Source organism: Allobosea psychrotolerans, assembly GCF_002917105.1.
GTDB lineage: Bacteria > Pseudomonadota > Alphaproteobacteria > Rhizobiales > Beijerinckiaceae > Allobosea > Allobosea psychrotolerans.
In genome coordinates this window covers 58,719-79,485 of sequence record NZ_PQFZ01000011.1, presented here as the reverse complement: position 1 = coordinate 79,485, position 20,767 = coordinate 58,719, and the positions used below count along the sequence as shown (strand labels likewise).

20 protein-coding genes are annotated in these 20,767 nt (G+C 67.4%); 5 read left to right on the top strand and 15 right to left on the bottom strand.

Annotated features, from left to right (window positions below):
* Nucleotides 1-8: 8 nt before the first annotated feature.
* The 3 genes from CYD53_RS18435 to CYD53_RS18425 are packed head-to-tail and all read right to left on the bottom strand — an operon-like array spanning nucleotide 9 to nucleotide 2,328.
* On the bottom strand, nucleotides 9-1,019 hold the full coding sequence (locus CYD53_RS18435) for a DUF6352 family protein (RefSeq protein ID WP_103719546.1): 1,011 nt from the start codon (nucleotides 1,017-1,019) through the stop codon (nucleotides 9-11).
* Nucleotides 1,016-1,588: a DUF6505 family protein gene (locus CYD53_RS18430; RefSeq protein WP_103719545.1), complete on the bottom strand. Its 573-nt coding sequence runs from the start codon at nucleotides 1,586-1,588 to the stop codon at nucleotides 1,016-1,018. Before CYD53_RS18430 ends, CYD53_RS18435 begins: the two co-directional genes overlap by 4 nt.
* A complete protein-coding gene (locus CYD53_RS18425) occupies nucleotides 1,585-2,328 on the bottom strand; it encodes a biotin/lipoate--protein ligase family protein (RefSeq protein ID WP_103719544.1) in 744 nt (247 codons plus the stop codon). Before CYD53_RS18425 ends, CYD53_RS18430 begins: the two co-directional genes overlap by 4 nt.
* 138 nt (nucleotides 2,329-2,466) lie before the next feature.
* On the opposite strand from CYD53_RS18425, the gene CYD53_RS18420 reads away from it, so the two are divergent.
* Complete coding sequence (locus CYD53_RS18420; protein WP_103719543.1) at nucleotides 2,467-4,506, top strand: 4Fe-4S binding protein; 2,040 nt, start codon at nucleotides 2,467-2,469, stop codon at nucleotides 4,504-4,506.
* Between the two features lie 182 nt (nucleotides 4,507-4,688).
* On the opposite strand, the gene CYD53_RS18415 is transcribed toward CYD53_RS18420, so the two are convergent.
* Nucleotides 4,689-5,963, bottom strand: a complete 1,275-nt coding sequence (locus CYD53_RS18415; RefSeq protein ID WP_103719542.1) for a c-type cytochrome — start codon at nucleotides 5,961-5,963, stop codon at nucleotides 4,689-4,691.
* A gap of 103 nt (nucleotides 5,964-6,066) precedes the next feature.
* On the opposite strand from CYD53_RS18415, the gene CYD53_RS18410 reads away from it, so the two are divergent.
* The 3 genes from CYD53_RS18410 (at nucleotide 6,067) to CYD53_RS18400 (ending at nucleotide 8,098) form a co-directional block, all read left to right on the top strand.
* On the top strand, nucleotides 6,067-6,297 hold the full coding sequence (locus CYD53_RS18410; RefSeq protein WP_092169792.1) for a sulfurtransferase TusA family protein: 231 nt from the start codon (nucleotides 6,067-6,069) through the stop codon (nucleotides 6,295-6,297).
* A gap of 25 nt (nucleotides 6,298-6,322) precedes the next feature.
* Nucleotides 6,323-7,447: an Mrp/NBP35 family ATP-binding protein gene (locus CYD53_RS18405; RefSeq protein ID WP_103719541.1), complete on the top strand. Its 1,125-nt coding sequence runs from the start codon at nucleotides 6,323-6,325 to the stop codon at nucleotides 7,445-7,447.
* 252 nt (nucleotides 7,448-7,699) lie between these two features.
* Nucleotides 7,700-8,098 (top strand): SRPBCC family protein, encoded by a 399-nt coding sequence (locus CYD53_RS18400; RefSeq protein ID WP_210202373.1) that lies wholly within the window; start codon nucleotides 7,700-7,702, stop codon nucleotides 8,096-8,098.
* Nucleotides 8,099-8,196: 98 nt separating this feature from the next.
* On the opposite strand, the gene CYD53_RS30890 is transcribed toward CYD53_RS18400, so the two are convergent.
* The 4 genes from CYD53_RS30890 to CYD53_RS18385 all read right to left on the bottom strand — a co-directional run bounded on the left by CYD53_RS30890 (nucleotide 8,197) and on the right by CYD53_RS18385 (nucleotide 10,736).
* A complete protein-coding gene (locus CYD53_RS30890; RefSeq protein ID WP_281261266.1) occupies nucleotides 8,197-8,322 on the bottom strand; it encodes a hypothetical protein in 126 nt (41 codons plus the stop codon).
* A 142-nt stretch (nucleotides 8,323-8,464) separates the two neighbouring features.
* Entirely contained in the window at nucleotides 8,465-9,115 is a 651-nt protein-coding gene (gene mobA, locus CYD53_RS18395; protein ID WP_103719540.1) for a molybdenum cofactor guanylyltransferase MobA, read from the bottom strand.
* Nucleotides 9,116-9,304: 189 nt separating this feature from the next.
* Nucleotides 9,305-10,186: a formate dehydrogenase accessory sulfurtransferase FdhD gene (locus tag CYD53_RS18390; RefSeq protein WP_103719539.1), complete on the bottom strand. Its 882-nt coding sequence runs from the start codon at nucleotides 10,184-10,186 to the stop codon at nucleotides 9,305-9,307.
* A 34-nt stretch (nucleotides 10,187-10,220) separates the two neighbouring features.
* A complete protein-coding gene (locus tag CYD53_RS18385) occupies nucleotides 10,221-10,736 on the bottom strand; it encodes a DUF2478 domain-containing protein (protein WP_103719538.1) in 516 nt (171 codons plus the stop codon).
* Nucleotides 10,737-10,985: 249 nt separating this feature from the next.
* Between CYD53_RS18385 and CYD53_RS18380 the strand changes: the two genes are divergently transcribed.
* Nucleotides 10,986-12,209: a peptide ABC transporter permease gene (locus CYD53_RS18380; protein WP_103719537.1), complete on the top strand. Its 1,224-nt coding sequence runs from the start codon at nucleotides 10,986-10,988 to the stop codon at nucleotides 12,207-12,209.
* A gap of 125 nt (nucleotides 12,210-12,334) precedes the next feature.
* Here CYD53_RS18380 and CYD53_RS18375 read toward each other — a convergent pair whose 3' ends face one another.
* From CYD53_RS18375 to CYD53_RS18345, 7 genes are all read right to left on the bottom strand, one after another.
* Nucleotides 12,335-13,342: an ABC transporter ATP-binding protein gene (locus CYD53_RS18375; RefSeq protein ID WP_103719536.1), complete on the bottom strand. Its 1,008-nt coding sequence runs from the start codon at nucleotides 13,340-13,342 to the stop codon at nucleotides 12,335-12,337.
* Between the two features lie 13 nt (nucleotides 13,343-13,355).
* Nucleotides 13,356-14,357 (bottom strand): ABC transporter ATP-binding protein, encoded by a 1,002-nt coding sequence (locus CYD53_RS18370; RefSeq protein ID WP_103719650.1) that lies wholly within the window; start codon nucleotides 14,355-14,357, stop codon nucleotides 13,356-13,358.
* Between the two features lie 37 nt (nucleotides 14,358-14,394).
* Complete coding sequence (locus tag CYD53_RS18365; RefSeq protein ID WP_103719535.1) at nucleotides 14,395-15,336, bottom strand: ABC transporter permease; 942 nt, start codon at nucleotides 15,334-15,336, stop codon at nucleotides 14,395-14,397.
* 17 nt (nucleotides 15,337-15,353) lie between these two features.
* Nucleotides 15,354-16,331: an ABC transporter permease gene (locus CYD53_RS18360; RefSeq protein ID WP_103719534.1), complete on the bottom strand. Its 978-nt coding sequence runs from the start codon at nucleotides 16,329-16,331 to the stop codon at nucleotides 15,354-15,356.
* Nucleotides 16,332-16,540: 209 nt separating this feature from the next.
* Entirely contained in the window at nucleotides 16,541-18,130 is a 1,590-nt protein-coding gene (locus CYD53_RS18355) for an ABC transporter substrate-binding protein (protein ID WP_103719533.1), read from the bottom strand.
* A gap of 247 nt (nucleotides 18,131-18,377) precedes the next feature.
* Nucleotides 18,378-19,529, bottom strand: coding sequence for an acetylornithine deacetylase (gene argE / locus CYD53_RS18350; protein ID WP_245928311.1), 1,152 nt, complete (start codon nucleotides 19,527-19,529; stop codon nucleotides 18,378-18,380).
* 115 nt (nucleotides 19,530-19,644) lie between these two features.
* Complete coding sequence (locus tag CYD53_RS18345; RefSeq protein WP_103719531.1) at nucleotides 19,645-20,685, bottom strand: NAD-dependent epimerase/dehydratase family protein; 1,041 nt, start codon at nucleotides 20,683-20,685, stop codon at nucleotides 19,645-19,647.
* Nucleotides 20,686-20,767: the final 82 nt, after the last annotated feature.

The following is a 20,767-nucleotide window of genomic DNA, read 5'->3' as shown; positions in this document are numbered from 1 at the left end:
CGCGATCCTCAGTTCGTCATCGCGTTGCCCGACAGGGGCAGGCCGGTCACAAGATTTTGCGGCTTGAGGCGCAGGATCTTGTCGGCCGACATCGCCATGATGAGATAGATGGGCCTTGCCTGCGCCGCCGCCAACACCGGCACATCGGGCGGCAACGTCATCCTGTAGAGCGCCAGCACGCGCGACAGCTCCGGCTCACCGACGCTCTTGCCCTGCCAGAGCGCGTTGCCGATCGCCGTCGCCTGCGCATCGAGCCCGACAAACCAGCGCCAGTCGGCATCCCTGAGGTTCTCGATCGGCTCGATCGCGACATCGAAACCGTGAAGGGCGTGCACCCAATGGCGCAGCGCCGCCGCCAGCGCCCCACGCCCCGATGGCGAACCGCCGAGATCGAGCACCATGTCGAAGCCGTCCGAACGCTGCCAATAGCGCTCGGCATTGGCGGCTTTGAGGATGTCGAGCGAGGTCACGGCCGGACCGCCCAGCATAGCGAGCAGGGGCGAGGCATGACGATCCGCCTCATGGCCCTCAATGATCTCGGCATCGGCCAGCAGGATGGTGTTCTCGTGCAGGGTGACGCGCTGCGGCCGGAACAGGCACTCGGCGGCGCGCACCACATAGGGATCCTCGACCTCATCGAGCGCGCCACGCAGGATGACATGGACGAGCTGGTCTAGAAACAAGGGCGGCACGCCCGCGACGCCCTCGCGGATGATCCGCGCATAAGCCGCCTCCAGCGTCGGCGCAGCCAGCAAGCGGTCGCGCCAGCCGATGAGGAAGCGCCAGTTCTCGCGGGCATCCTCGTCTGCGATCGCTGCGATCTCGGCCGCCGCCACCTCGGCCTGGGGCGTCGCCATCAGCTTGGCGTGCAACGCGCGCTCATCCGCGCAGGCCTCCTCCGGCGGCAGCACTTCCGGCCGCGCCAGATAGGCCTTGAGGAAATCATCGGTGACGACGAGCCCGCCGCCGGCGGCGCGGTCCAGCAGGACATGGCCGGAGGTCGCCCAGAAATGCATCATGATGCGTCCGTCTTCTTTCCCGATACCGGCGTCTTGCCGAGCGCCAGCAAGTCGACCTCATCCTGCGGCCCGTCCTCGCCCTCGACCTCCATAAATTCGAAGGCACGGAAGCCCGTAGCGTCCTGCTCGCCGCGCGGGGTGAGCGTGCGGAAACGCTCGCGGATTTCGCCATCCTCCAGAGTGCGATGCAAGGCGATCAGCGTCTGCGCCGGATGGTCGCAGAGCGAGGCGGCGAAGGCGACCTCCTCGGCCGCAGCAGCGCGCGCCATGGCGAGATCGGGCGCGCCGAGTTTTGCGACGAGATGGCCGGCGAGCTGCGCGATCGCGACCTCGCGCTCCTCCTCCGTCGCCTCGCTCACCACGGCCAGCGTGCTCCAGCCGAAGCTCGCAATGCCGAGGAAGCCGGAGCGGAAGGCTGCGCGCCCCTTGGCGTCGAGCGCCGCGATCCCGGTGGGATCGAACAGAAAGGAGCCGGTCACCAGCCATTCGCCGGGCTCGGCGGCGCGGCGGAAGACGAAGCTGTCCGACGGGTCGAGCCTGATGGCGCGCGGCAGTCTGAGTGCGCTCACAGCTTGGGCCCGCCGCTGTCGCGGTCGAGCCAGTCGGCCCGGCCGAGTGCCTCGACCAGGCTCCGGCGCTCGATGCCGCTCTGCGAGGTCGCGATGAGATCGCCATTCGCCTCGATGCCGTGGCGGGTGCCGACGACCTTGTCGAGCCGGTCGAGCCAGCGGCGGGCCGCGGCCTTGGGACCATCGCTTTGCCAATACGTGACGCCGAGCATGAGATGACGCGCGAAGGATTCAATCAGATCGACCGCATCGACCTCCTCGAAACCTTCCTCCGCCATGCCGACGCCGGTCTGCCCCATCGCGAAGGGCGCCATGGTGGTGGCGCGCAGCATCGCGCCGAAGACGAGCCAATCGGGCACATCACCCTCGCCGCAACCCTGCGGCCAGGCGAGCCGCCCGCCGCCGATCAGGCCATGGTCGTAGATCAGCGCGTCAGGCCAGCGGAACAGGACCGGCCGCTCCGGCGGACAATGCACGGCCAGCGCGTCGGCCAGCGCATTCATCGCAAGATAGTGGGCGAGGCGCGCCTCGCCGAGCACGACGTCTGGCTCCAGCACCACGGCGAACTCGACGATATCGAAGCGGCGCACCCAGACCAGCGTCGCAGCCCCCGCCTCGGCGGCGATCGCCTGAGCATGGGCGAAGGCGTCGCCGGCTTCGCGCAGGGTCACGAGCGAGAAGCCCGGCGGCAGGACAGGCTCCCGCCGCAGATCGTCAGGGCGCGGGACATTCACCGCCATCGACCTCCTGCTCCCCGGTGGCGCGACGAATTGCTCATCGCCGGTTTCTTTTGAACCTGTCCAATTCCATATAAGCCTCGATACTCGCAAGGGAGACGAAAAGACGCTCCCGGCGGATCGGCCAAGGACGAGAACGCGATGACCGGCACCGCACGCACGCTGATGGTCTGCTCCTGCGAGGACACCATGCCGCTCGATGGCGAGGCGCTGGCGCGTGGTTGCAAGGGCGGCGAAATCAGGACGGCGCGGCATCTCTGCCGCACGCAGACGGAGATCTTCACCAAGCTGCTCGGCGAGCGCGACGCCATCACCGTCGGCTGCACGCAGGAGGCCCCGCTTTTTGAGGAAATCGCTGCGGACCTCGACTACTCCGGCGATCTCGTCTTCGCCAATATCCGTGAGACCGGCGGCTGGGCGCGCGAGGCGAAGTCGGCCGGCCCCAAAATGGCGGCTCTGCTGGCGGCCGCTGCCGAGCCGATGCCGCCGGCGAGCTTCACCACACTGGAAAGCAAGGGCGTGGCGCTGGTCTATGGCCATGACGACGTCGCGCTCTCGGTCGGGCAGAGGCTGGCAGACCATCTCGACGTCACCATCCTGCTCTCACGGCCCGGCGAGATCACGCCGCCGCGCGTCTCCGACATCCCGGTGCTGAAGGGTATGATCGTCGCAGCGACCGGCTGGCTTGGCGCCTTCGATCTGACTGTCAACGATTACGCCGCGCCCTCCCCCTCCTCGCGAAGCAAGCTCGTCTTCGGCGAAGCGCGCAACGGCGCGAACTCGCAATGCGACATCGTCATCGATGTATCCGGAGGCGCGCCGCTCTTCCCGGCCGGCGATTTGCGCGCCGGCTATCTGCGCGCCGACCCGCGCGACCAAGCGGCGGTCGAGCGCTTGATCGGACAGGCCAGCCATCTCGTCGGCGAATTCGACAAGCCGGCCTACGTCCGGCTGAATCAGGATCTTTGCGCCCATTCGCGCTCGTCCAAGACCGGCTGCACGCGCTGCCTCGAGCTCTGTCCGACCGGTGCGATCACGCCAGCGGGCGACCATGTCGCGATCTCGGCCGAGATCTGCGCCGGCTGCGGCGCCTGCGCGGCCGTCTGCCCGACCGGCGCCGTGACCTACGCCCTGCCGCCGACCGACGCGCTGCTGCGCCGCCTGCGCACCCTGCTGACCACCTATACTGAGGCCGGCGGCCGCGAGGCCGTGCTGCTGCTGCATGATGGCGAGCATGGCGAGGCGCTGATCGACGCGCTCGCCCGCTTTGGCGACGGCTTGCCGGCACGCGTGCTGCCGCTGCGCGTCAACGAGATCACGCAGATCGGGCTCGAGACCCATGCGGCGGCGCTGGCTTTCGGGGCCTGCGCCATCCGTGTGCTCGGCCGTGCCAAACCCAAGCACGACCTCTCCGGCCTGACCCGCAATCTCGACTACGCCAACGCGCTCGCAGGCGCGCTCGGTTATGGCGAGGGCCGCGCCGGGCTGATCGAGACCGACGACCCCGACCAATTGGCGCAAGCGTTGGCGCGGATCGCACCCGGCACGACGGGCGCGACGCCGGCCCGCTTCCGCCCGATGGGCGATGGCCGGCCATTGCTGCGCCAGACGATCGGGGAACTGCACGCTGCCGCACCGGCGCCGATCGCGGCCGTGGCGATGCCGCCGCTCGCCCCTTTCGGGACGATCCATGTCGATAGCGAGGGCTGCACGCTTTGCCTGGCCTGCGTCTCCGCCTGCCCGGCGCAGGCCCTCTCGGACAATCCCGACCGCCCGACGCTCGCCTTCCAGGAAGACCTTTGCGTGCAATGCGGGCTCTGCGCCGCGACCTGCCCGGAAAAGGTGATCACGCTGGAGCCGCGCATCGATTTCGACGCCTGGTCCGGCGGCAAGCGCGTGCTGAAGCAGGAGGAACCCTTCCACTGCATCAACTGCGCAAAACCCTTCGGCGTCAGGAGCACGATCGAGAAGATCGCGGCCAAGCTGGAGAACAAGCACTGGATGTTCTCGGGCGACGCCGCCAAGCGCATCTCGGTGATCAGGATGTGCGAGGATTGCCGCGTCGAGGTCGTCGTCAATGAGAGCTTCGACCCGCATCTCTCGCCGCAGCGCCCACCGGTGCGCACCACGGACGATTACCTGCGCGAGCGGGCCGAGCGGGGCGAGGATCCGTTGCAGTAGGAACGCGGTCTGTCATTCCGGGGCGCGGCAATGCCGCGAACCCGGAACCCACGACTGGGTGTGCCCTGGCTCCGCTGTTGTGTGCCGCTCGCCCGGTCGTAGGTTCCGGGTTCATCGCGGAGTCTATCGTTGGGCCGACCAAAGGTCGGACCCGAGGGCGATGGCACGGAATGACAGACGGCTCACCGCGTCACCTTCTCCAGCCACTCCACCAGGGCCTGCCGATCCTCGGCCGAGCCGATCGTCTGCTCCGGCATCTTGGTTCCCGGCGTGTAGGCATTCGGCCCGAGCTCGAAGAGTTTCGCCACCGTCTCCTTGCTCCAGACGATGTCCATCGTCTTGAAGGCGTCGGAATAGGCGTAGCCGGGCGCGGTCGCGATCCTGCGCCCGAAGAGGCCATGCAGCGTCGGCCCTGCACGATTGCCGTCCGCCGGGGTGAGGGTGTGGCAGGCGGCGCAGGCGCGGAAGAGCTGCGCGCCGCGCTCGCCCTGGAAGGCCGCCAGCACGTCCGCGCCGGCACGCGGAACCACAGTACCGATGTGCTCGCCGGTAACCGCGTTCCAGCGCCGGACCAGCCGGTCCGCGCCGCCCGAAAGCAGTTCCTCGCCACCGGGCAGGAAGGCCAGCGACCAAACGGGCAAGCCGGGCCCGAGCAGTGTCGCCCGGATCGCGCGCGTCCTGCGCTCGATCAGCGCGACCTGCCCGCGCAGGCCGCCCGTAGCGATCGTCGCGCCATCGGCTGAAAGCGCCAGCGCGATCAACGGCGTCTGCCCGATCTCGATCTCGGCGCGGGCCTCGCCCTCCGGACCGAACAGCCTGAGCCTGCCATCGGCGGCAGCGACCGCGATCTCGCCATCGGGCGCGACCACGACGCCGTTCAGCGGTGCCGGCAGCATGATGACCTTCGGTACGCCGCGTCCCGCCGGCCAGATCCGCAAGGTCGCGTCGTAGCCGGAACTGACGACGGCCCCGCCGGGCGCGAAGGCGACGCCGTTCACCGGCCCCTTATGCCCCTCCAGCACGCGCACGGAGCCATCCGCGAGCGAGGTCACGCGCAGCGTCTCGTCCCAGGAGGCAGAGGCGATGCTCGCGCCATCGGGCGAGACCGCGAGCGCCGCAACCGGCCCCTTATGCCCTTCGATCACCCGCGCCGGCTCGTTCGCCTCGCCTTGCCAGAGCGCGATGCGGCCATCCTCCCCGCCCGTGGCGAAGCCGAGGCCGGTCACGGTCGCAGCCGCATTGACCGCGCCCCGGTGGAAGCGCAGCACCTTTTCGGCACTGCCCGTGCTCAACCGCCAGAGGATCGCCGACTGGTCGAAGGAGCCCGTCAGCGCGAACTGCCCGTCAGCCGAGACCGCAACCGCGCGCACCGGTCCGCCATGGCCGCGCAGCTCCTGGGCGGGGACGGGTGCGGCAAGCATTGCAAGACCGAGGCAGGCGAGACCGATGGAGCGCATGCCGTTATCATGTAACGGCGAAGCGGATTGGCAAGGCGCGCAGTTGCCCCAGCCCGATCAGCCATCATATGAAGCGCAGCCCTTTCGCCGAGCTCCGAGTTCCATGACCCCGATCCCGCTCAATCTGCGCGGCCTGAAATGCCCCCTGCCCGCGCTCAGGGTGCGCAAGGCGCTGAAGGGCGCCGAGGCCGGGGCGCTCTTCGTGGTCGAATGCACCGACCCGATGGCGGCGATCGACATTCCCAATCTGATGCGCGAGACCGGCGACGCGATCGAACGCAGCGCGAGCGAGGGCGACCTCCTCGTCTTTCATATTCGCAAGGCGGCGGCCTGACGCCGCCCCGACTGGAGTTGCCGAATTGGCCCTGACCCAAGCCGACATCCTGCGCGCGCTCGAACTGGTGAAGCTGCCGGCGAGCGGGCAATCGCTCTCAGCCTCCGGCCGCGTCAACAACATCCTGATCGACGGCGGCAAGGTGATCTTCGCGATCGGCATCGACGCGACCGAGGCCGATGCGATGGAGCCGGTGCGCAAACAGGCGGAAAGCGCCGTCTCCGGCCTGCCGGGCGTGACGCAGGTGCTGGTCGGCCTCACCGCCGACAAGGCGCCTGCCTCCGCAGCCGCGCAAGCACGGCAGCAAGCGCATCGCCCCGCACCCGGCCCGGGCGGGCCGCCTCCCAAGGCCGCCGGCGTTCCCGGCGTGAAGCAGATCATCGCGGTCGCCAGCGGCAAGGGCGGCGTCGGCAAATCCACTACGACCGCCAATCTCGCTGTGGCGCTCAGCGTGCTCGGCCTCAAGGTCGGCGTGCTCGACGCCGACATCTACGGCCCCTCCGTGCCGAAAATCTTCGGCATCACCGGCAAGCCGAAGCTGATCTCGGGCCGCACGCTCGCGCCGATGGAAGCCTATGGCCTCAAGATCATGTCGATCGGCTTCCTGATCGACGAGGAAACGCCAATGATCTGGCGCGGGCCGATGGTGATCTCGGCCATCACCCAGATGCTGCGCGAGGTCGCCTGGGGCGAGCTCGACGTGCTCGTGGTCGACATGCCGCCGGGCACCGGCGACGCGCAGCTCACCATGGCGCAGCAGACGCCGCTGGCCGGCGCCGTCATCGTCTCGACTCCGCAGGATCTGGCGCTGCTCGATGCGCGCCGCGGCGTCGCGATGTTCCGCAAGGTCGAGGTGCCGATCCTCGGCGTCGTCGAGAATATGAGCTATTTCATCTGCCCGGAATGCGGCCACCGCTCCGACATCTTCGCCCATGGCGGGGCGCGGCATGAAGCGGAACGCCTCGGCGTGCCCTTCCTCGGCGAGGTGCCGCTGGCCATGTCGATCCGGGAGACCTCCGATGGCGGCCGCCCGATCGTCGCCAGCGACCCCGACAGCGCCCATGCCAAGGCCTATCTCGCCATCGCGCGGCAGGTGCAGGCGGGGCTCGGCGGCGCCGCCAGGGCGGCGCCCCGCATCGTCATCGAGTGAGTGAGTGGCACCAACGTCATAGCGTAGCCCCACAGCCCTCATCCTGAGGAGCGTCGAAGGCGCGTCTCGAAGGATGCTCCAGGGGGCGGCACCATCGCGATCTGGACCATCCTTCGAGACGCAAGGCTCACGCCTTGCTCCTCAGGATGAGGGCTGGAGAAGCGGATCCCGTTTTCCTGCCGGGTCACAGAGTGGTTGACAGATAGCTCATGATGTTCTTCTTTTGTTCTTTGCGAACTGAAGGAGCGGCCCATGTCCATGAGCCAGGCGCGCCATATCGGGATCGGTATCGATCGTCCCGCGGACGAGGTCTATGCCTTCCTGGCCGAACCGCTGAACTTTCCGAAATGGGCCGAGGGGCTCGGGCATAGTTTCAGCCATGTCGAGGGCATGACCTGGATCGCCGAGACGCCGATGGGCCGGATGCGGATCCTGTTCAGCGAGCCCAACCGCTACGGCGTGCTCGACCATGCCGTCATTCCCGACAACGGCAAGGCCATGCATAATCCGATGCGCGTCATGGCCAATGGCGAGGGCAGCGAGGTCGTGTTCACGCTGTTCCAGCGCGACATGTCCGACGACGAAATGGCGCGCGATGCAGGCATGGTGGCGCGCGACCTGGCGGCGTTGAAGGCGCTGCTGGAGGGTTAGAGCGTTTTCGAGCGAAGCGGACACCGGTTCGCGTGAAGAAAACGCGTTAAAACAGGGAGCTAGAGCATTTCCGCAGTCCCGAGAAACGCGGAAATGCTCTAGAGCCTGACGCTGCCGGTCGAATAGGCTGTTTCCACAGGCTTCTGGAAGAAGTCGTTCAGCACGAGGCTCGCTCCGAAAGCGGCGACCATGGCGAAGATGACGGCGGCAACGAATGATTTCACGATCTTCCCCCAAGGCGCGGCAGCGATAAGCTGTCCTTATTCCTATGAGAGATAGCGAGCGGCGCGGTCCGTATCAAGCAGACCGAGGGGTGGCGGAAGGCCGCTCCCCGGAGGCCTCGCAAGCGCCGCCGGGGGCGTAGCCTCAGGACGAGGGCTGAAGATCCTTGTCGTTCAGGCCAGCGAAAAGCCGCTCGGCCTCGGTCAGATCCTCCGGCCGGTTGGCATTGAAGAACGGATCGACCGGATCGACCGGCCATTCCGTGCCGGCGCAGCCATGGCGCGCCGTCCAGCGGTCGATCTTGCGCTCGTCCTCGACGGTCAGCGCATGGCGCAGCTCCTCGCGCAATGCCAGCGGCCAGAGTCCGATGACGGGGTGCATCCAGCCACCCGATGCCGCGCAGGCAAGCGGAACATTCAGCTCGGCGCGGGCAAGGTGCAGGCGGGCGACGAGATCGCGCGGGATGAAGGGCGTGTCGGCGGCGACGCTGACCATCCAGCTCGATCCGGGCCGGTGCTGCGCCATCCAGTCGAGCCCGGCGAGGATGCCGGCGAGCGGGCCGGCGAAATCCGGCACGCTGTCGGCGACGACCGGCAGGCCGTAATCGGAAAAGCGCGCCGGATCGCCATTGGCGTTGATCAGCAGGCTTTCGCATTGCGGGCCGAGCCGCTCGACGACATGGGCGAGGATGGTCCTGCCCGCGATCGTCCGCAGCGGCTTGTCGCCGCCGCCCATGCGGCGCGCGAGACCACCGGCCAGCAGCAGCCCGAGGGTGGGGGGTGTGTTCATGTGCATCCACCCCTGTCATTCCGGGGCTTCGCCCTCGGGGCCGACTTTTGGTCGGCCCAAGGATAAACTCCGCGAAGAACCCGGAACCCACGACCGGGTGAGACCGGTCGTGCAGACATTGTTTCGGGGCGCGCCCAGTCGTGGGTTCCGGGTTCGCCGCTTTGCGGCGCCCCGGAATGACAGGGGGACGTTGGGTCAGTCATCACGTTCCGCCCCCTTCCGCCGGCTCTTGCCGCCCTCCTCCTCGACGCTCTCTGGGTCCTGGTCGAAGACGATGTTGGCCTCACCGGCAAGAGCGACGAAGCGCTTGCCGCGCGCCCGGCCGATCAGGGTCAGCCCGGCCTTGCGCGCGAGCTCGACGCCCCATTCGGTGAAGCCGGAGCGCGAGACCAGCACGGGGATGCCCATGCGCACGGTCTTGATCACCATCTCCGAGGTCAGCCGGCCGGTGGTGTAGAAGATCATCCTGCCGGGATCGACATCGTGGCGGAACATCCAGCCGGCGACCTTGTCGACGGCGTTATGGCGGCCGACATCCTCCATATAGACCAGGGGCCTGTCGGCCTCGCAGAGCACGCAGCCATGGATCGCCCCGGCCTCGAGATAAAGCGAGGGCGTGGTGTTGATCTTGCGAGTCAGCGCATAGAGCCAGCTCGTGCGCAATTGCGCCTTCGGCAGCTTGATCTCGTCGATCGCCTCCATCAGGTCCCCGAAAGCGGTGCCCTGAGCGCAGCCGGAGGTCAGCGTCTTCTTCTTCAGCTTCGCCTCGAAATTGGTGCGCTCCGGCGTGCGCAGCACCACGACTTCGAGCTCCTCGTCATAATCGACCGCCTCGACGACATCGCCGCGCTTCAGCATGTTCTGGTTCAGGAGATAGCCGAGCGCGAGATAGTCGGGATGATCGCCGATCGTCATCATGGTGACGATCTCCTGGGCGTTCAGATAGAGCGTCAGCGCCCGCTCGGTGACGACGCGGGTCTCGACGCTCGCCCCCGTCTGGTCGATGCCGGAGACGCTCGCGCCCAGCCGCGGCGCAGCAGGGTCCGGGCGCACCAGATAATCGTCGAGAAAGCTCATATCCTGCGCCACGGCGCTTGCTCCGGCGGTTTCGTCAGGCCGCGATGCGCGCTTGCGCAGCGGCCCAGGCCTCGACGACAGCCTCCTCGGGCGCGAGCTCGACCCAGTCCTCGCCGGCGAAATCGCGCCAGGCCGGCAGGAAATCACGGCGGACGGCGATGAGCAGCGGCAGGCCGGCCAGCAAAGCGGCGGCGATCTCCTGCCGCAGGCCCTGGCCTAGCATCTCCTGCCGTCCGAATTTGTTGACGATCACCAGTTCGGCCCCGCCAGCCAGCGCCGACGCCATCGCACCGCCGGCAGCCGCGAGCCCGGTCGCGTCGAGCCTGCAACCGGCCGAGCCCGAGCCGCGAGCTTCGCTGATCGGAAAATGCCGGCCGCTCGCCAGATCCTCCAGCATCATCGCCGCGCAACCGCTCTCGCAGTCATCGGTGTTGAGCTGCACGACGCCGCCGAGCCTGACGCCACGATCCTTCAGGCGTCGCGCCAGGCCGGCCATGAAGCCGTCGATCGGGAAGCCCTGGGAATAGGGAATGGCCGCAAGCAAAGTCATGCCGATTCATCCCACGAAAGGCCCGTCCAAGGCCAGCGTGCTTTCGTCGCAGAGCGATCAGCCCGACTGAGCCGGCTTTCGCGATGCCGGCCGAGATGCCGGCTTAGTGTTGCGCCGCACCTACAGCCGCATGCGCGGCGGCCCGCTAGGGTGCGGACAGGTTGATGTCCGGCGCTTTTTCCGGATGAGGCTGGCCGCTGGTTTATCGTCATGATCCGCCCTAATGCTCAAGGACCTCGCGACCCCGCCGTGGACGCCGCGGTGCTGCTGCGCCGGATCGGCTTCGCGACGCTGGCGCTCGCGCTGCCGCTCGCCTCGCTGGTGTCGCGCCGCGCCGCAGTCGTGCTCGTGCCGATCGGCGTCGTCCTGCTCGTCATCTCCTCGCTGGTCGAGGAGCCCGGCTGGTTCACCGGCACGCTCAAGCGCGCCCTGCTGAGCCGGCCCGGCATGATTCTGGTCGGCCTCGTCGCCTGGTCGGTGCTCTCGCTGATCTGGAGCCCCTATACCTCCTCGGCGACGGAGAAGGCCGGCAATCTCGTGCTCGCTGTCACGCTCGGTTTCTGCGGCACCTCCGCGCTGCCCGAGCGCATGCGCGCCTCCAACCTCAATCTCGCCGCGCTCGGTACGGGCCTGGCCGCCATCTTCGCGCTCGCGCTCATCGTCGTAGCGGCCCTGCGCCGCTCCGATGCGGAGATCGGCAGCGTCGAGCGCGGCATCAGTGTCGTGCTGATCATGGCCTGGCCGGCGCTGGCCTGGCTTTTGTCGCGCGCCCGCGGCTTGAGCGCGCTCGGGCTTGCCCTTGTCGTCGGCCTGCTCGCGCTGACGCGCTTCGAGGATGGCGAGGCCGTCGCGATGATCTGCGGCGCGGTCGCCTTCGGCGCCGTCAGCGCCAATCGCGAGAAGGCCGTCCCGATCATCGCCGCGCTGATCGGCGGCGTCATGCTGCTCGCGCCGATCCTGCCCTTTCTGCTGATCCCGATCGTCTCGCACTTTCCCGAGAGCACCAGCGACTTCGTTCAGGCGCTCGGCGTCTGGGCCGACGTTGTCGGCCGCGAGCCGGTCCAGTTGATCACCGGCCACGGACTCGACACGGTCCTGCGCAGCCGCGTGACCGGCGCCCTGCCGACGACGACGCCGACGACGCTGCTCTTCGAGACCTGGTACGAGCTCGGCATCGTCGGAGCGGCTGCGGCGGCGGCCTGCCTGTATTTCGCCATCCGCGCCGCCCGCCACATGCCCGTCGCGTTGGCGGCGGGCGGCGTCGCGGCCTATACGACCGCCTTCGCGCTGACCGCGCTCGGCTTCGCGACGCTGCAGCCCTGGTGGCTGATGACGCTGGCGGCAGTGGTCTTGCTGTTCGCGGCGATCGCGCGCGGACAATACCGCACCGAGCGGCCGGTCGCGCCCTTGCCGGCCGAATTGCAGAACCGGCGCAAGAACGACAGACCGCTGGCGCCCGCTCCCGAGAACTGAGCCGGCTTAAACCGTCATTGCGAGGAGCGTGAGCGACGAAGCAATCCAGGAGGGCTCGCTCGACGGCCCCTGGATTGCTTCGCTGCGCTCGCAATGACGGGAGAGGCCGTGCGGAAGATCCCAGTTCAAGCCGCAGCAATGCGGCCCTGATTGACCGCGTGGCAGGCCACCCCGTCGATCACCGGCGGGCTCTCGATGCGGCAGCGCTCGAAGACCAGGGGGCAGCGCGGGTGGAAGGTGCAGCCCGAGGGCGGGCTGATCGGATTGGGGATCTCGCCCTTCACACCCTCGCGCGCCTTGCCGACCATGGCGAGGTCGGGCACCGCGTCGAGCAGCATGCGCGTATAGGGATGGCGCGGATGCGAGAAGAGCTGCTTGCCCTCCGAGACCTCGACGAGGCGGCCGAGATACATCACGCCGATGCGCGTCGCCATGTGCCTGACGACCGCGAGGTTGTGCGAGATGAACAGATAGGTCAGCCCGAATCTCTGCTGCAGATCGCGCATCAGGTTGAGGATCTGGGCCTGGACCGAGACGTCGAGCGCCGATGTCGGCTCGTCGCAGACGATGAACTCGGCATTGGCGGCGAGCGCGCGGGCGATCGCGATGCGCTGGCGCTGGCCACCGGAGAATTCATGCGGGAACTTCCCGGCGTCGTCGGGATGCAGGCCGACCAGCGTCAGCAACTCGCCGACGCGGCCGGTGATGTCCGCCTCGCCATGGACGATGCCGAAGGCGCGGATCGGCTCGGCGATGATCCGCCCGACGCGCCAGCGCGGATTGAGGCTGGCATAGGGGTCCTGGAAGATCATCTGGATGCGCCGGCGCAGGCGCTGGCGCTCCTGCGCCACATTGACATCGTTCATCGAGATGCCGGCGATCGAGACCGTGCCGTCCGAGGGCGGCAACAGGCCGACGACCATGCGCGCCACGGTCGATTTTCCCGAACCGGACTCGCCGACCAAGGCAAAGGTCTCGCCCCGGCGTATGTCGAAGGAGACGCCGTCGACCGCCTTGAGATATTGGCGCGGCGCGCGCTCCAGCACACGGTTGAGCCATGGCTTCGAGACGTCGAAGATGCGGCGCAGGTCGCGGGCCTGGACGAAGGGGCGCTCGGGGGGACCTTGGCTCATTCAGGACCTCGGCTCATGCTGCGATCCCCGCCTTGTCCCGCGAGGATTGCGGCTGGTCGTAGAGATGGCAGGCGACCTGGCGATCGCCGAGCTGGACCAGTTCGGGCCGCTCGGCATGGCAGCGCGCGAACGCCTTCTCGCAGCGCGGATTGAAGGCGCAGCCCGGCGGGATCGCCTGGAGACGCGGCATCGCGCCCGGGATCTGCACCAGGCGCTCGGCATCGCCCTCGAGCGAGGGGATCGCGCCCATCAGTCCCTTGGCGTAGGGGTGCAGCGGCTGCTTGACCACGTCGCGCACCGAACCGATCTCGACGATGCGCCCGGCATACATCACCGCGACCCGGTCGGCAGTCTCGGCGATGACGCCCATATCGTGGGTGACGAGCATCACCGAGGTGCCGCGCTCCTGACAGAGCCGCTTGATCAGCGCGATGATCTGCGCCTGCACGGAGACGTCGAGCGCCGTCGTCGGCTCGTCGGCGATGATGAATTCGGGTTCGGCGCAAAGCGCGAGCGCGATCACCACGCGCTGGCGCATGCCGCCGGAGAACTCATGCGGATAGCCGTCGATGCGGCGCTCGGGCGCGGGAATGCCGACCTCGTCGAGCAAGGCGATGGCGCGCTTGCGGGCGTCGGCCGCATCGAGATCGGTATGGGTGCGGATCGTCTCGATCAATTGCTCGCTGATGCGGTAGAGCGGGTTCAGGCTCGTCAGCGGATCCTGGAAGATCATGCCGATGCGCTTGCCCCGGACCTTGCGCATGGCGTCGGGCGGCAGATTGTCGATGCGCTCGCCCGACAGAACCACCTCGCCGCCGGCGATGCGGCCGGGCGGATCGATCAGGCCGATGATGGCCGAGCCGGTGACCGATTTGCCGGCGCCGGATTCGCCGACGACGCCAAGCACCTCGCCGCGCGCGATGTCGAAGGAGATGGCGTCGAGCGCACGCAGGGTGCCGCGCCGCGCCATGAATTCGACCGTGAGGTCGCGGACGGAGAGGACGGGGACGGTCATCTGGCCTCCGGACGCGAGCGGCTGCATGGGGCCATGATCACCTCAGCCTTGGATTGAGGGCGTCACGCAGCCAGTCGCCGAGCAGGTTGACCGCCAGCACCAGCGCCGCCAGCGTCACGCTGGGAAAGGTCACGATCCACCAATCGCCCGAGAACAGGTATTTGTTGCCGATCGAGATCAACGTGCCGAGCGAGGGCTGCGTCGCCGGCAGGCCGACGCCAAGGAAGGACAAGGTCGCCTCGGTGATCACGGCGAGCGCGAGGTTGATCGTCAGGATGACCAGCACCGGCCCGATGACGTTGGGCAGGACATGGCGCAGCATGATCAAGGGCGCCGGCAGTCCCACGAGACGGGCCGCCATGACATAGTCCTTGTTGCGCTCGATCAGCGTCGAACCGCGAATGGTGCGGGCGTACTGCACCCAGAAGCTTAAGCCGATCGAGATCACCAGCACATAGATCGCGGTGTCCTCGCGCGAGGCCTTGGGGAAGACGCCGCGCACGACGCCGTCGATCAGAAGCGCGATCAGGATCGCCGGAAAGGTGAGCTGGACATCGGCGATGCGCATGATGAACGCGTCGGTGCGGCCGCCGAGATAGCCCGCGAGCAGCCCCAGCGTGATGCCGATCGAGGCCGCCAGGAGGCAGCCGAGCCCGCCGACGACCAGCGAGACGCGCATGCCGTAGAGGATCGCGGAATAGAGGTCGCGGCCCTGGTCGTCGGTGCCGAGGATGAAGCGCGCCTCGCCGCCATCCTGCCAGGCGGGCGGGATCATCGAATCCGCCAGGAAGACGGTCGCAGGATCGAACGGATTGGTCGGCGCGAGCCAGGGGGAGAAGGCCGCGCCGAGGAAGAGCAGCAGCACGACGAGGCCCGCGACCATCGTCACCTTCGATTTCAGGAAACTCGCCAGGATGTCGCTGTCGCGGAAGCGGCTCCAGCGCGAGGGGGCGGCGGCAGGTGGGGGGATCATGCTCATTCTCTCGCCCTCCCCACTCACGCGCCGACCGTGGCGCGCAGGCGCGGATCGACCAGCGCATAGAGCAGGTCGACCGCGAGATTGATGCTGACGAACAGAAAGGAGATCAGCATCAGATAGGCCGCCATGATCGGGATATCGACGTTCTGCACCGAGCGCAGGAAGAGCTGGCCCATGCCCGGCCACTGGAAGACGGTCTCGGTGATGATGGCGAAAGCAATGATCGAGCCGAGCTGCAGGCCGGCGATGGTGATGACCGGCACCAGCGTGTTCTTCAGAGCATGGCCGAAATGGATGGCGCGGGTCGTCAAGCCCCGCGCCCGGGCGAATTTGATGTAGTCGGCGCGCAGCACCTCCAGCATCTCGGCCCGGACGAGTCGCATGATCAGCGTCATCTGGAACAGGCCAAGCGTGATCGAGGGCAGGATCAGCGCCTTCAACCCCGAGCCGGTCAGGAGCCCGGTCGTCCACCAGGAGCCGATCTTGACGACCTCGCCGCGCCCGAAGGAAGGCAGCCAGCCGAGCGTGACCGAGAACAGGTAGATCAGCAGGATGCCGATCAGGAAGGTCGGCAGGCTGATGCCGACGAGCGAAATCGCCTGGAAAAGCTTGGCGAGCGGGCTTTCGCGCCTCAGCGCCGTATAGACGCCCATGGGAATGCCGACCGCGAGCGAGAACAGCGCCGAACAGAAGGCAAGCTCCAGCGTCGCCGGGGCGCGCTCGCCCAGAAGCGAGATCACCGGCAGGCGGAACTGATAGGACACGCCGAATTCGAGCCGCGCCGCATTGTAGATGTAGCGGGCGAACTGGACGAGGAAGGGATCGTCCAGCCCAAGCGAGCGCCTGATCTCGGCGACCTGGGCCTGCGGCGTGTCGATCGAGACGATCTGGTTCACCGGGTCGCCGACGAAGCGGAACATCGCAAAGGCGATCAGCGCCACGCTCAGCATGACGATGAGCGACTGGAAGAGCCGGCGCAGGATGAAAGCGAGCATGAACGCCTTGAAAGTCTAAGGTTTGATGGTTCGCAACCGAACCTCCGCGTCATCCCGGACGGAGCGAAGCGGAGATCCGGGATCCATCGAAGGGCGTCTGAGCTCTAGGATGGATCCCGGATCAGCGCCGCTGCGCGGCTTGTCCGGGATGACGATCGCGTGGGGCAACCGGACGGGCAAGACACGCAGCTCGAACACTGCGCTCCCGTTCACTCCTTGATAGCGTATTGGAAGTTCACCGCATTGTCGGCGCGCTGCGGCAGCTTGACCTTCTTCGAGACGCCCCAGGCCAGCGCCTGCTGATGCAGCGGGATGTAGGCGAAATCGTCGATCGAGAGCTGGAAGGCCCCGCGGATCATCGCGTCGCGCTTGGCCTTGTCCACCTCGACGAGGATCTTGTCGGTCAGCGCGTCCAGCTTCTTGTTGCAGTAGCCGCCGACATTGGACTCGCCACGCGAGGAGGCGGGGTTGTCGCGGCAGCCCATGATGTCGAAGAGCACGTTGTGGGCGTCGCTGGTGCCGGGCGTCCAGCCGAGCAGATAGAACGAGGTCTTGTAGCCGCCGGGCTTCAGCACCTTGGCGAAATACTGGCCCTTGGGCTGGGCGTTCAGGTTCACCTTGACGCCGATGCGGGCGAGCATGCCGACCACCGCCTGGCAGATCGCGCCGTCATTGACGTAGCGGTCATTGGGGCAGTCCATGCCGAGTTCGAAACCGTCGGGATAGCCAGCATCGGCCAGCAGCTTCTTGGCGGCGGCGCTGTCGAACTTGGCGCGGGTGAAGCCGGTGCTGGGGAAGAGTTCCGGCGCGATCATCAGGGGCGATGGCGTGGAGAGACCGCGCATGACGCGGCTTTTGATCGTCTCGATATCGATCGCCTGATAGAAGGCCTGGCGGACCCGGACATCCTTGAACGGGTTCTTGCCCTTGACGCTGGACTCAAGCAATTCGTCACGAGCCTGGTCCATGCCGAGGAAGATCGTGCGCAGTTCCGGCCCCGTCAGCACCTGGGCGTTGCCGGAGGCGTTGACGCGCTGGATGTCCTGGATCGGCACCGGCTCGATCACGTCGACCTCGCCCGACAGCAGCGCCGCGACGCGCGTGGCGTCCGAGGCGATCGGCGTGAAGATGATCTCCTTGAGATTATGCTCCGGGTTCTTGTTCCACCAGTTCTCGTTGACCTTGAAGACGGTCTTGACGCCCGGCTGATGGCTCTCGACCTTGAAGGCGCCGGTGCCATTGGCGTTGAGCGAGGCGAAGGTCGGGGTGGTGGCGTTGGCCGGGGTCGGCTGGGTCGAGTTGTTCGCCTCGGCCCATTTCTTCGACATGATGTACCAGGTGTCCCACTGGTAATGCAGGATCGGGTTGGGCGAGGGCAATTGGAAGTCGACGGTGTAGTCGTCGATCTTGACGACCTTGGCGCCGGTGGGAACGCGGGTCTGGACGTTGGAGCCCGGCGCGCGCGAACGGTCGGCCGAGAACACCACGTCGTCGGCGGTGAAATCCTCGCCGCCATGGAACTTCACGCCCTTGCGCAGGAAGAAGCGCCAGGTCAGGCCGTCAGCCGAGACCTCCCATTTCTCGGCGAGGCCGGGCAGGATCTCGAGGTTCTTGCCGCGCCGGATCAGCCCCTCATAGGGGTGGCCGAGATGGGCATGCGTCGTCGTCTCGTTGACGGTGTAGGGATCGAGCGATTTGAGCTCGCCCTGGTTGGCGTAGCGCAAGGTCTGAGCTTGCGCGGAGCCGCAGATCAGCGCCATGGCGGCGACAGCGGCAAGGCAATGCGTCTTGAACGACATGATCGGTTGCTCCCCTCTGGTTGAGAGCCCCGAATGGAACCGGAGCTCCAAGACGCCCACCCCTCCCGGGAGCGGTTTTCCGACCGTCCACATGCGTTGGCAGACGATCGAAGAAGACGACAGCTTAGAGACGCCCTGGCAGCGGCGTCCAGCCTGACGCCGCCTTTTCGTTCCAGATTGAACTTTTATTTGAGAGTCCCGGCCACCGCCCTTGCGTTGCCGGCGATGCAAGGGCCATGCCTTGGGGTCAGCGCGAGAGATCGGCGATCAGGCCGCGCACGAAGGCCGTGCCGGCCTCGAGCTGGGCTATCGTGATGAACTCGTCGGGCTGATGTGCCTGGGCGATGTCGCCGGGGCCGCAGACCACGGTCGACCAGCCCTCGCCTTGGAACAGGCCGCCCTCGGTGCCGTAGGCGACGACATGGCTGCCATTATCGCCGGTCAGGCGGCGCGACAGCGCCTCGGCCGCGCCGTCCTGCTCCGGGGCGAGCGGCGGCGTGGCGGAGGTGATCTCGACGGTGATGCCCGTCTCGGGCGCGATCGCCTTCATCTCGGCTTCGATCTCGGCGACCCTGGCCTTGTAGCGCCCGACGAAATCGACGCCCTCATCGCCGGGAACGACGCGGACCTCATGGCTGAACACGCAATGCTCGGCGGTGATGTTGACCGCCGTGCCGCCCTGGACGACCCCGACATGCAAGGTGCTGTAAGGCGGCTCGAAGGGGTTCTCGTTGCTCGCCCGCGCCTTATTCTCCGCCATGGTCTGGTTGTGCCACTCGATCAGCTTGCCCGCGATCATGACGGCGGGCACGCCGACATCGACGCGGCTGGAATGGACGGCATGGCCCTTCACCGTGGTGCGCATCCGGGTGCCGCCCTTGTGGCCGGTGACGACCTGCATCATCGAAGGCTCGCCGACGATCACCGCCGCGGGCTTGATGCCGGCCGCCGCCATCGCCTTGACCAGGATGCGCGCACCCAGGCAGCCGACCTCCTCGTCATAGGACAAGGCGATATGGACCGGGCGCTTCAGCGGCGCCTTGAGCATCTCCGGCACGAGGGCGAGCGCGATGGCGTCGAATCCCTTCATGTCGCAGGCGCCGCGGCCATAAAGCTTGCCGTCGCGCTCTGTCAGCGTCCAGGGATCGGAGGTCCAGTCCTGGCCTGCGACCGGCACGACATCGGTATGGCCCGACAGCACGACGCCACCCTCGACCTTCGGCCCGACCGTTGCGTAGAGATTGGCCTTCTCTCCGTCCTCGCTTGGCACCAGCGTGCTCTCGACGCCGAGCGAGGCGAGATAGTCGCGGCAGAAATGGATCAGCTCGAGATTGCTGCGCTGCGATTCCGTGTTGAACGAAACCAGTTTGGCGAGCATCTCCTTAGGCGTCAGGGTCACGGGTCACAGTCTCCAAAGGTCGGGCGAGAGGCAGGTTTCGTGCCGGCAGGCTACGCTGCTGGAGCGCCGGGTCAATCATGCGCCGCGGCGGGCGGGGCCGAGCCCGACGCAGGGATCAGGTCCTGCCCGGCGAGACCCGCTCGAAATGGGCGTCCTCGCCGGCATAATCGAAGAGATCGCGCGCATAGCTGGCCAGAACGGGAAATGCCTCTCGCCAATCGGCGGGCGCGGTTTTCACCAGCCAGTCGCAGGCGGCCTTGCTTGCGTCCCGATAGGTCGCGACGGGCCTGTAGCCCAAGGCGAGAGCAGCGCTGGTGTCGAGCGTGAACGGCGCGGGAACCGACCATGGCGTCGCCCCGATCAGCGGCGGATAACTGTCGTCGTCCACGGGCAGCAGCCGCCCTCGGTAATCGAGATGGCCCGCGATCGTCGTCGCGATCTCGGCGACGGTCGGTGGCGAGGGATCCGCCGCGTTGAGGATGCGCGTGCCGGGAACCTCCAGCGCCCTGCGAACCAAAGCGGCGAGATTGACGACAGCCGAAGTGTGGAACCGGCTCTCGCCGCGATAGGCCAGCGGGATCGCGCCTCGCCCATCGAGCATGCGCTTGACGAACCACCATTCGCGCGGATGCACGGAATGCGGGCCGTGAATGGCGCATGGCCGCAGGACCGTCACCGGCTGCCTGGCATGGTCGAGCAGGCGGCGCTCCAGCGCGACCTTGCGGGTCGAATAGGTTTTTGGACCGGGATCGACCGTCGGCTGGTCTTCCGTCATGGCCAAGGGCAGGTCCGGAAAGCCACCTGTGCGGGCCTCGTCGAGCGTCCGGCCGGCCGCGTCGCAATAGACACTGCAGGACGAGATGACGACGAAGGCGCCGGTGCTCCGCTCGATCTCGAGCAATTGGTCGGCATGCGCGTCCGTATAGGCGATCGTATCAATGACCGCATCCGCGCCCGCTGCGAGCGCGCGCGCCAGGGCTCCCGGCTCATCGCGATCGAGCACGGCCTGCTTCGCCCCCCTCGCCGCCATCTCCTCGGGAAGCAGGCGGTGGCCGCGATGGGACAGGATCACTTCCCAGCCATGCGTGAGCAGCTCATCGGCAACCGCGCGGCCGATCTGGCCGGTTCCACCGATAATGAAAGCGCGCCGAGACATGGTTTTCCCCGAATCCGGCTCTGCTCCGGGGTCCATGATTATCCCGGCCGAATCGGAGCCATCCGCGTGATCTTTGCATGGC

Excerpts from the sequence above, each read along its gene's own strand:
- CYD53_RS18435 (WP_103719546.1), bottom strand. The coding sequence starts at position 1,019 with ATGATGCATTTCTGGGCGACCTCCGGCCATGTCCTGCTGGACCGCGCC.
- CYD53_RS18425 (WP_103719544.1), bottom strand. The coding sequence starts at position 2,328 with ATGGCGGTGAATGTCCCGCGCCCTGACGATCTGCGGCGGGAGCCTGTC.
- CYD53_RS18420 (WP_103719543.1), top strand. The coding sequence starts at position 2,467 with ATGACCGGCACCGCACGCACGCTGATGGTCTGCTCCTGCGAGGACACC.
- CYD53_RS18415 (WP_103719542.1), bottom strand. The coding sequence starts at position 5,963 with ATGCGCTCCATCGGTCTCGCCTGCCTCGGTCTTGCAATGCTTGCCGCA.
- CYD53_RS18410 (WP_092169792.1), top strand. The coding sequence starts at position 6,067 with ATGACCCCGATCCCGCTCAATCTGCGCGGCCTGAAATGCCCCCTGCCC.
- CYD53_RS18400 (WP_210202373.1), top strand. The coding sequence starts at position 7,700 with ATGTCCATGAGCCAGGCGCGCCATATCGGGATCGGTATCGATCGTCCC.
- mobA (WP_103719540.1), bottom strand. The coding sequence starts at position 9,115 with ATGCACATGAACACACCCCCCACCCTCGGGCTGCTGCTGGCCGGTGGT.
- CYD53_RS18390 (WP_103719539.1), bottom strand. The coding sequence starts at position 10,186 with ATGAGCTTTCTCGACGATTATCTGGTGCGCCCGGACCCTGCTGCGCCG.
- CYD53_RS18385 (WP_103719538.1), bottom strand. The coding sequence starts at position 10,736 with ATGACTTTGCTTGCGGCCATTCCCTATTCCCAGGGCTTCCCGATCGAC.
- CYD53_RS18375 (WP_103719536.1), bottom strand. The coding sequence starts at position 13,342 with ATGAGCCAAGGTCCCCCCGAGCGCCCCTTCGTCCAGGCCCGCGACCTG.
- CYD53_RS18370 (WP_103719650.1), bottom strand. The coding sequence starts at position 14,357 with ATGACCGTCCCCGTCCTCTCCGTCCGCGACCTCACGGTCGAATTCATG.
- CYD53_RS18365 (WP_103719535.1), bottom strand. The coding sequence starts at position 15,336 with ATGAGCATGATCCCCCCACCTGCCGCCGCCCCCTCGCGCTGGAGCCGC.
- CYD53_RS18360 (WP_103719534.1), bottom strand. The coding sequence starts at position 16,331 with ATGCTCGCTTTCATCCTGCGCCGGCTCTTCCAGTCGCTCATCGTCATG.
- CYD53_RS18355 (WP_103719533.1), bottom strand. The coding sequence starts at position 18,130 with ATGTCGTTCAAGACGCATTGCCTTGCCGCTGTCGCCGCCATGGCGCTG.
- CYD53_RS18345 (WP_103719531.1), bottom strand. The coding sequence starts at position 20,685 with ATGTCTCGGCGCGCTTTCATTATCGGTGGAACCGGCCAGATCGGCCGC.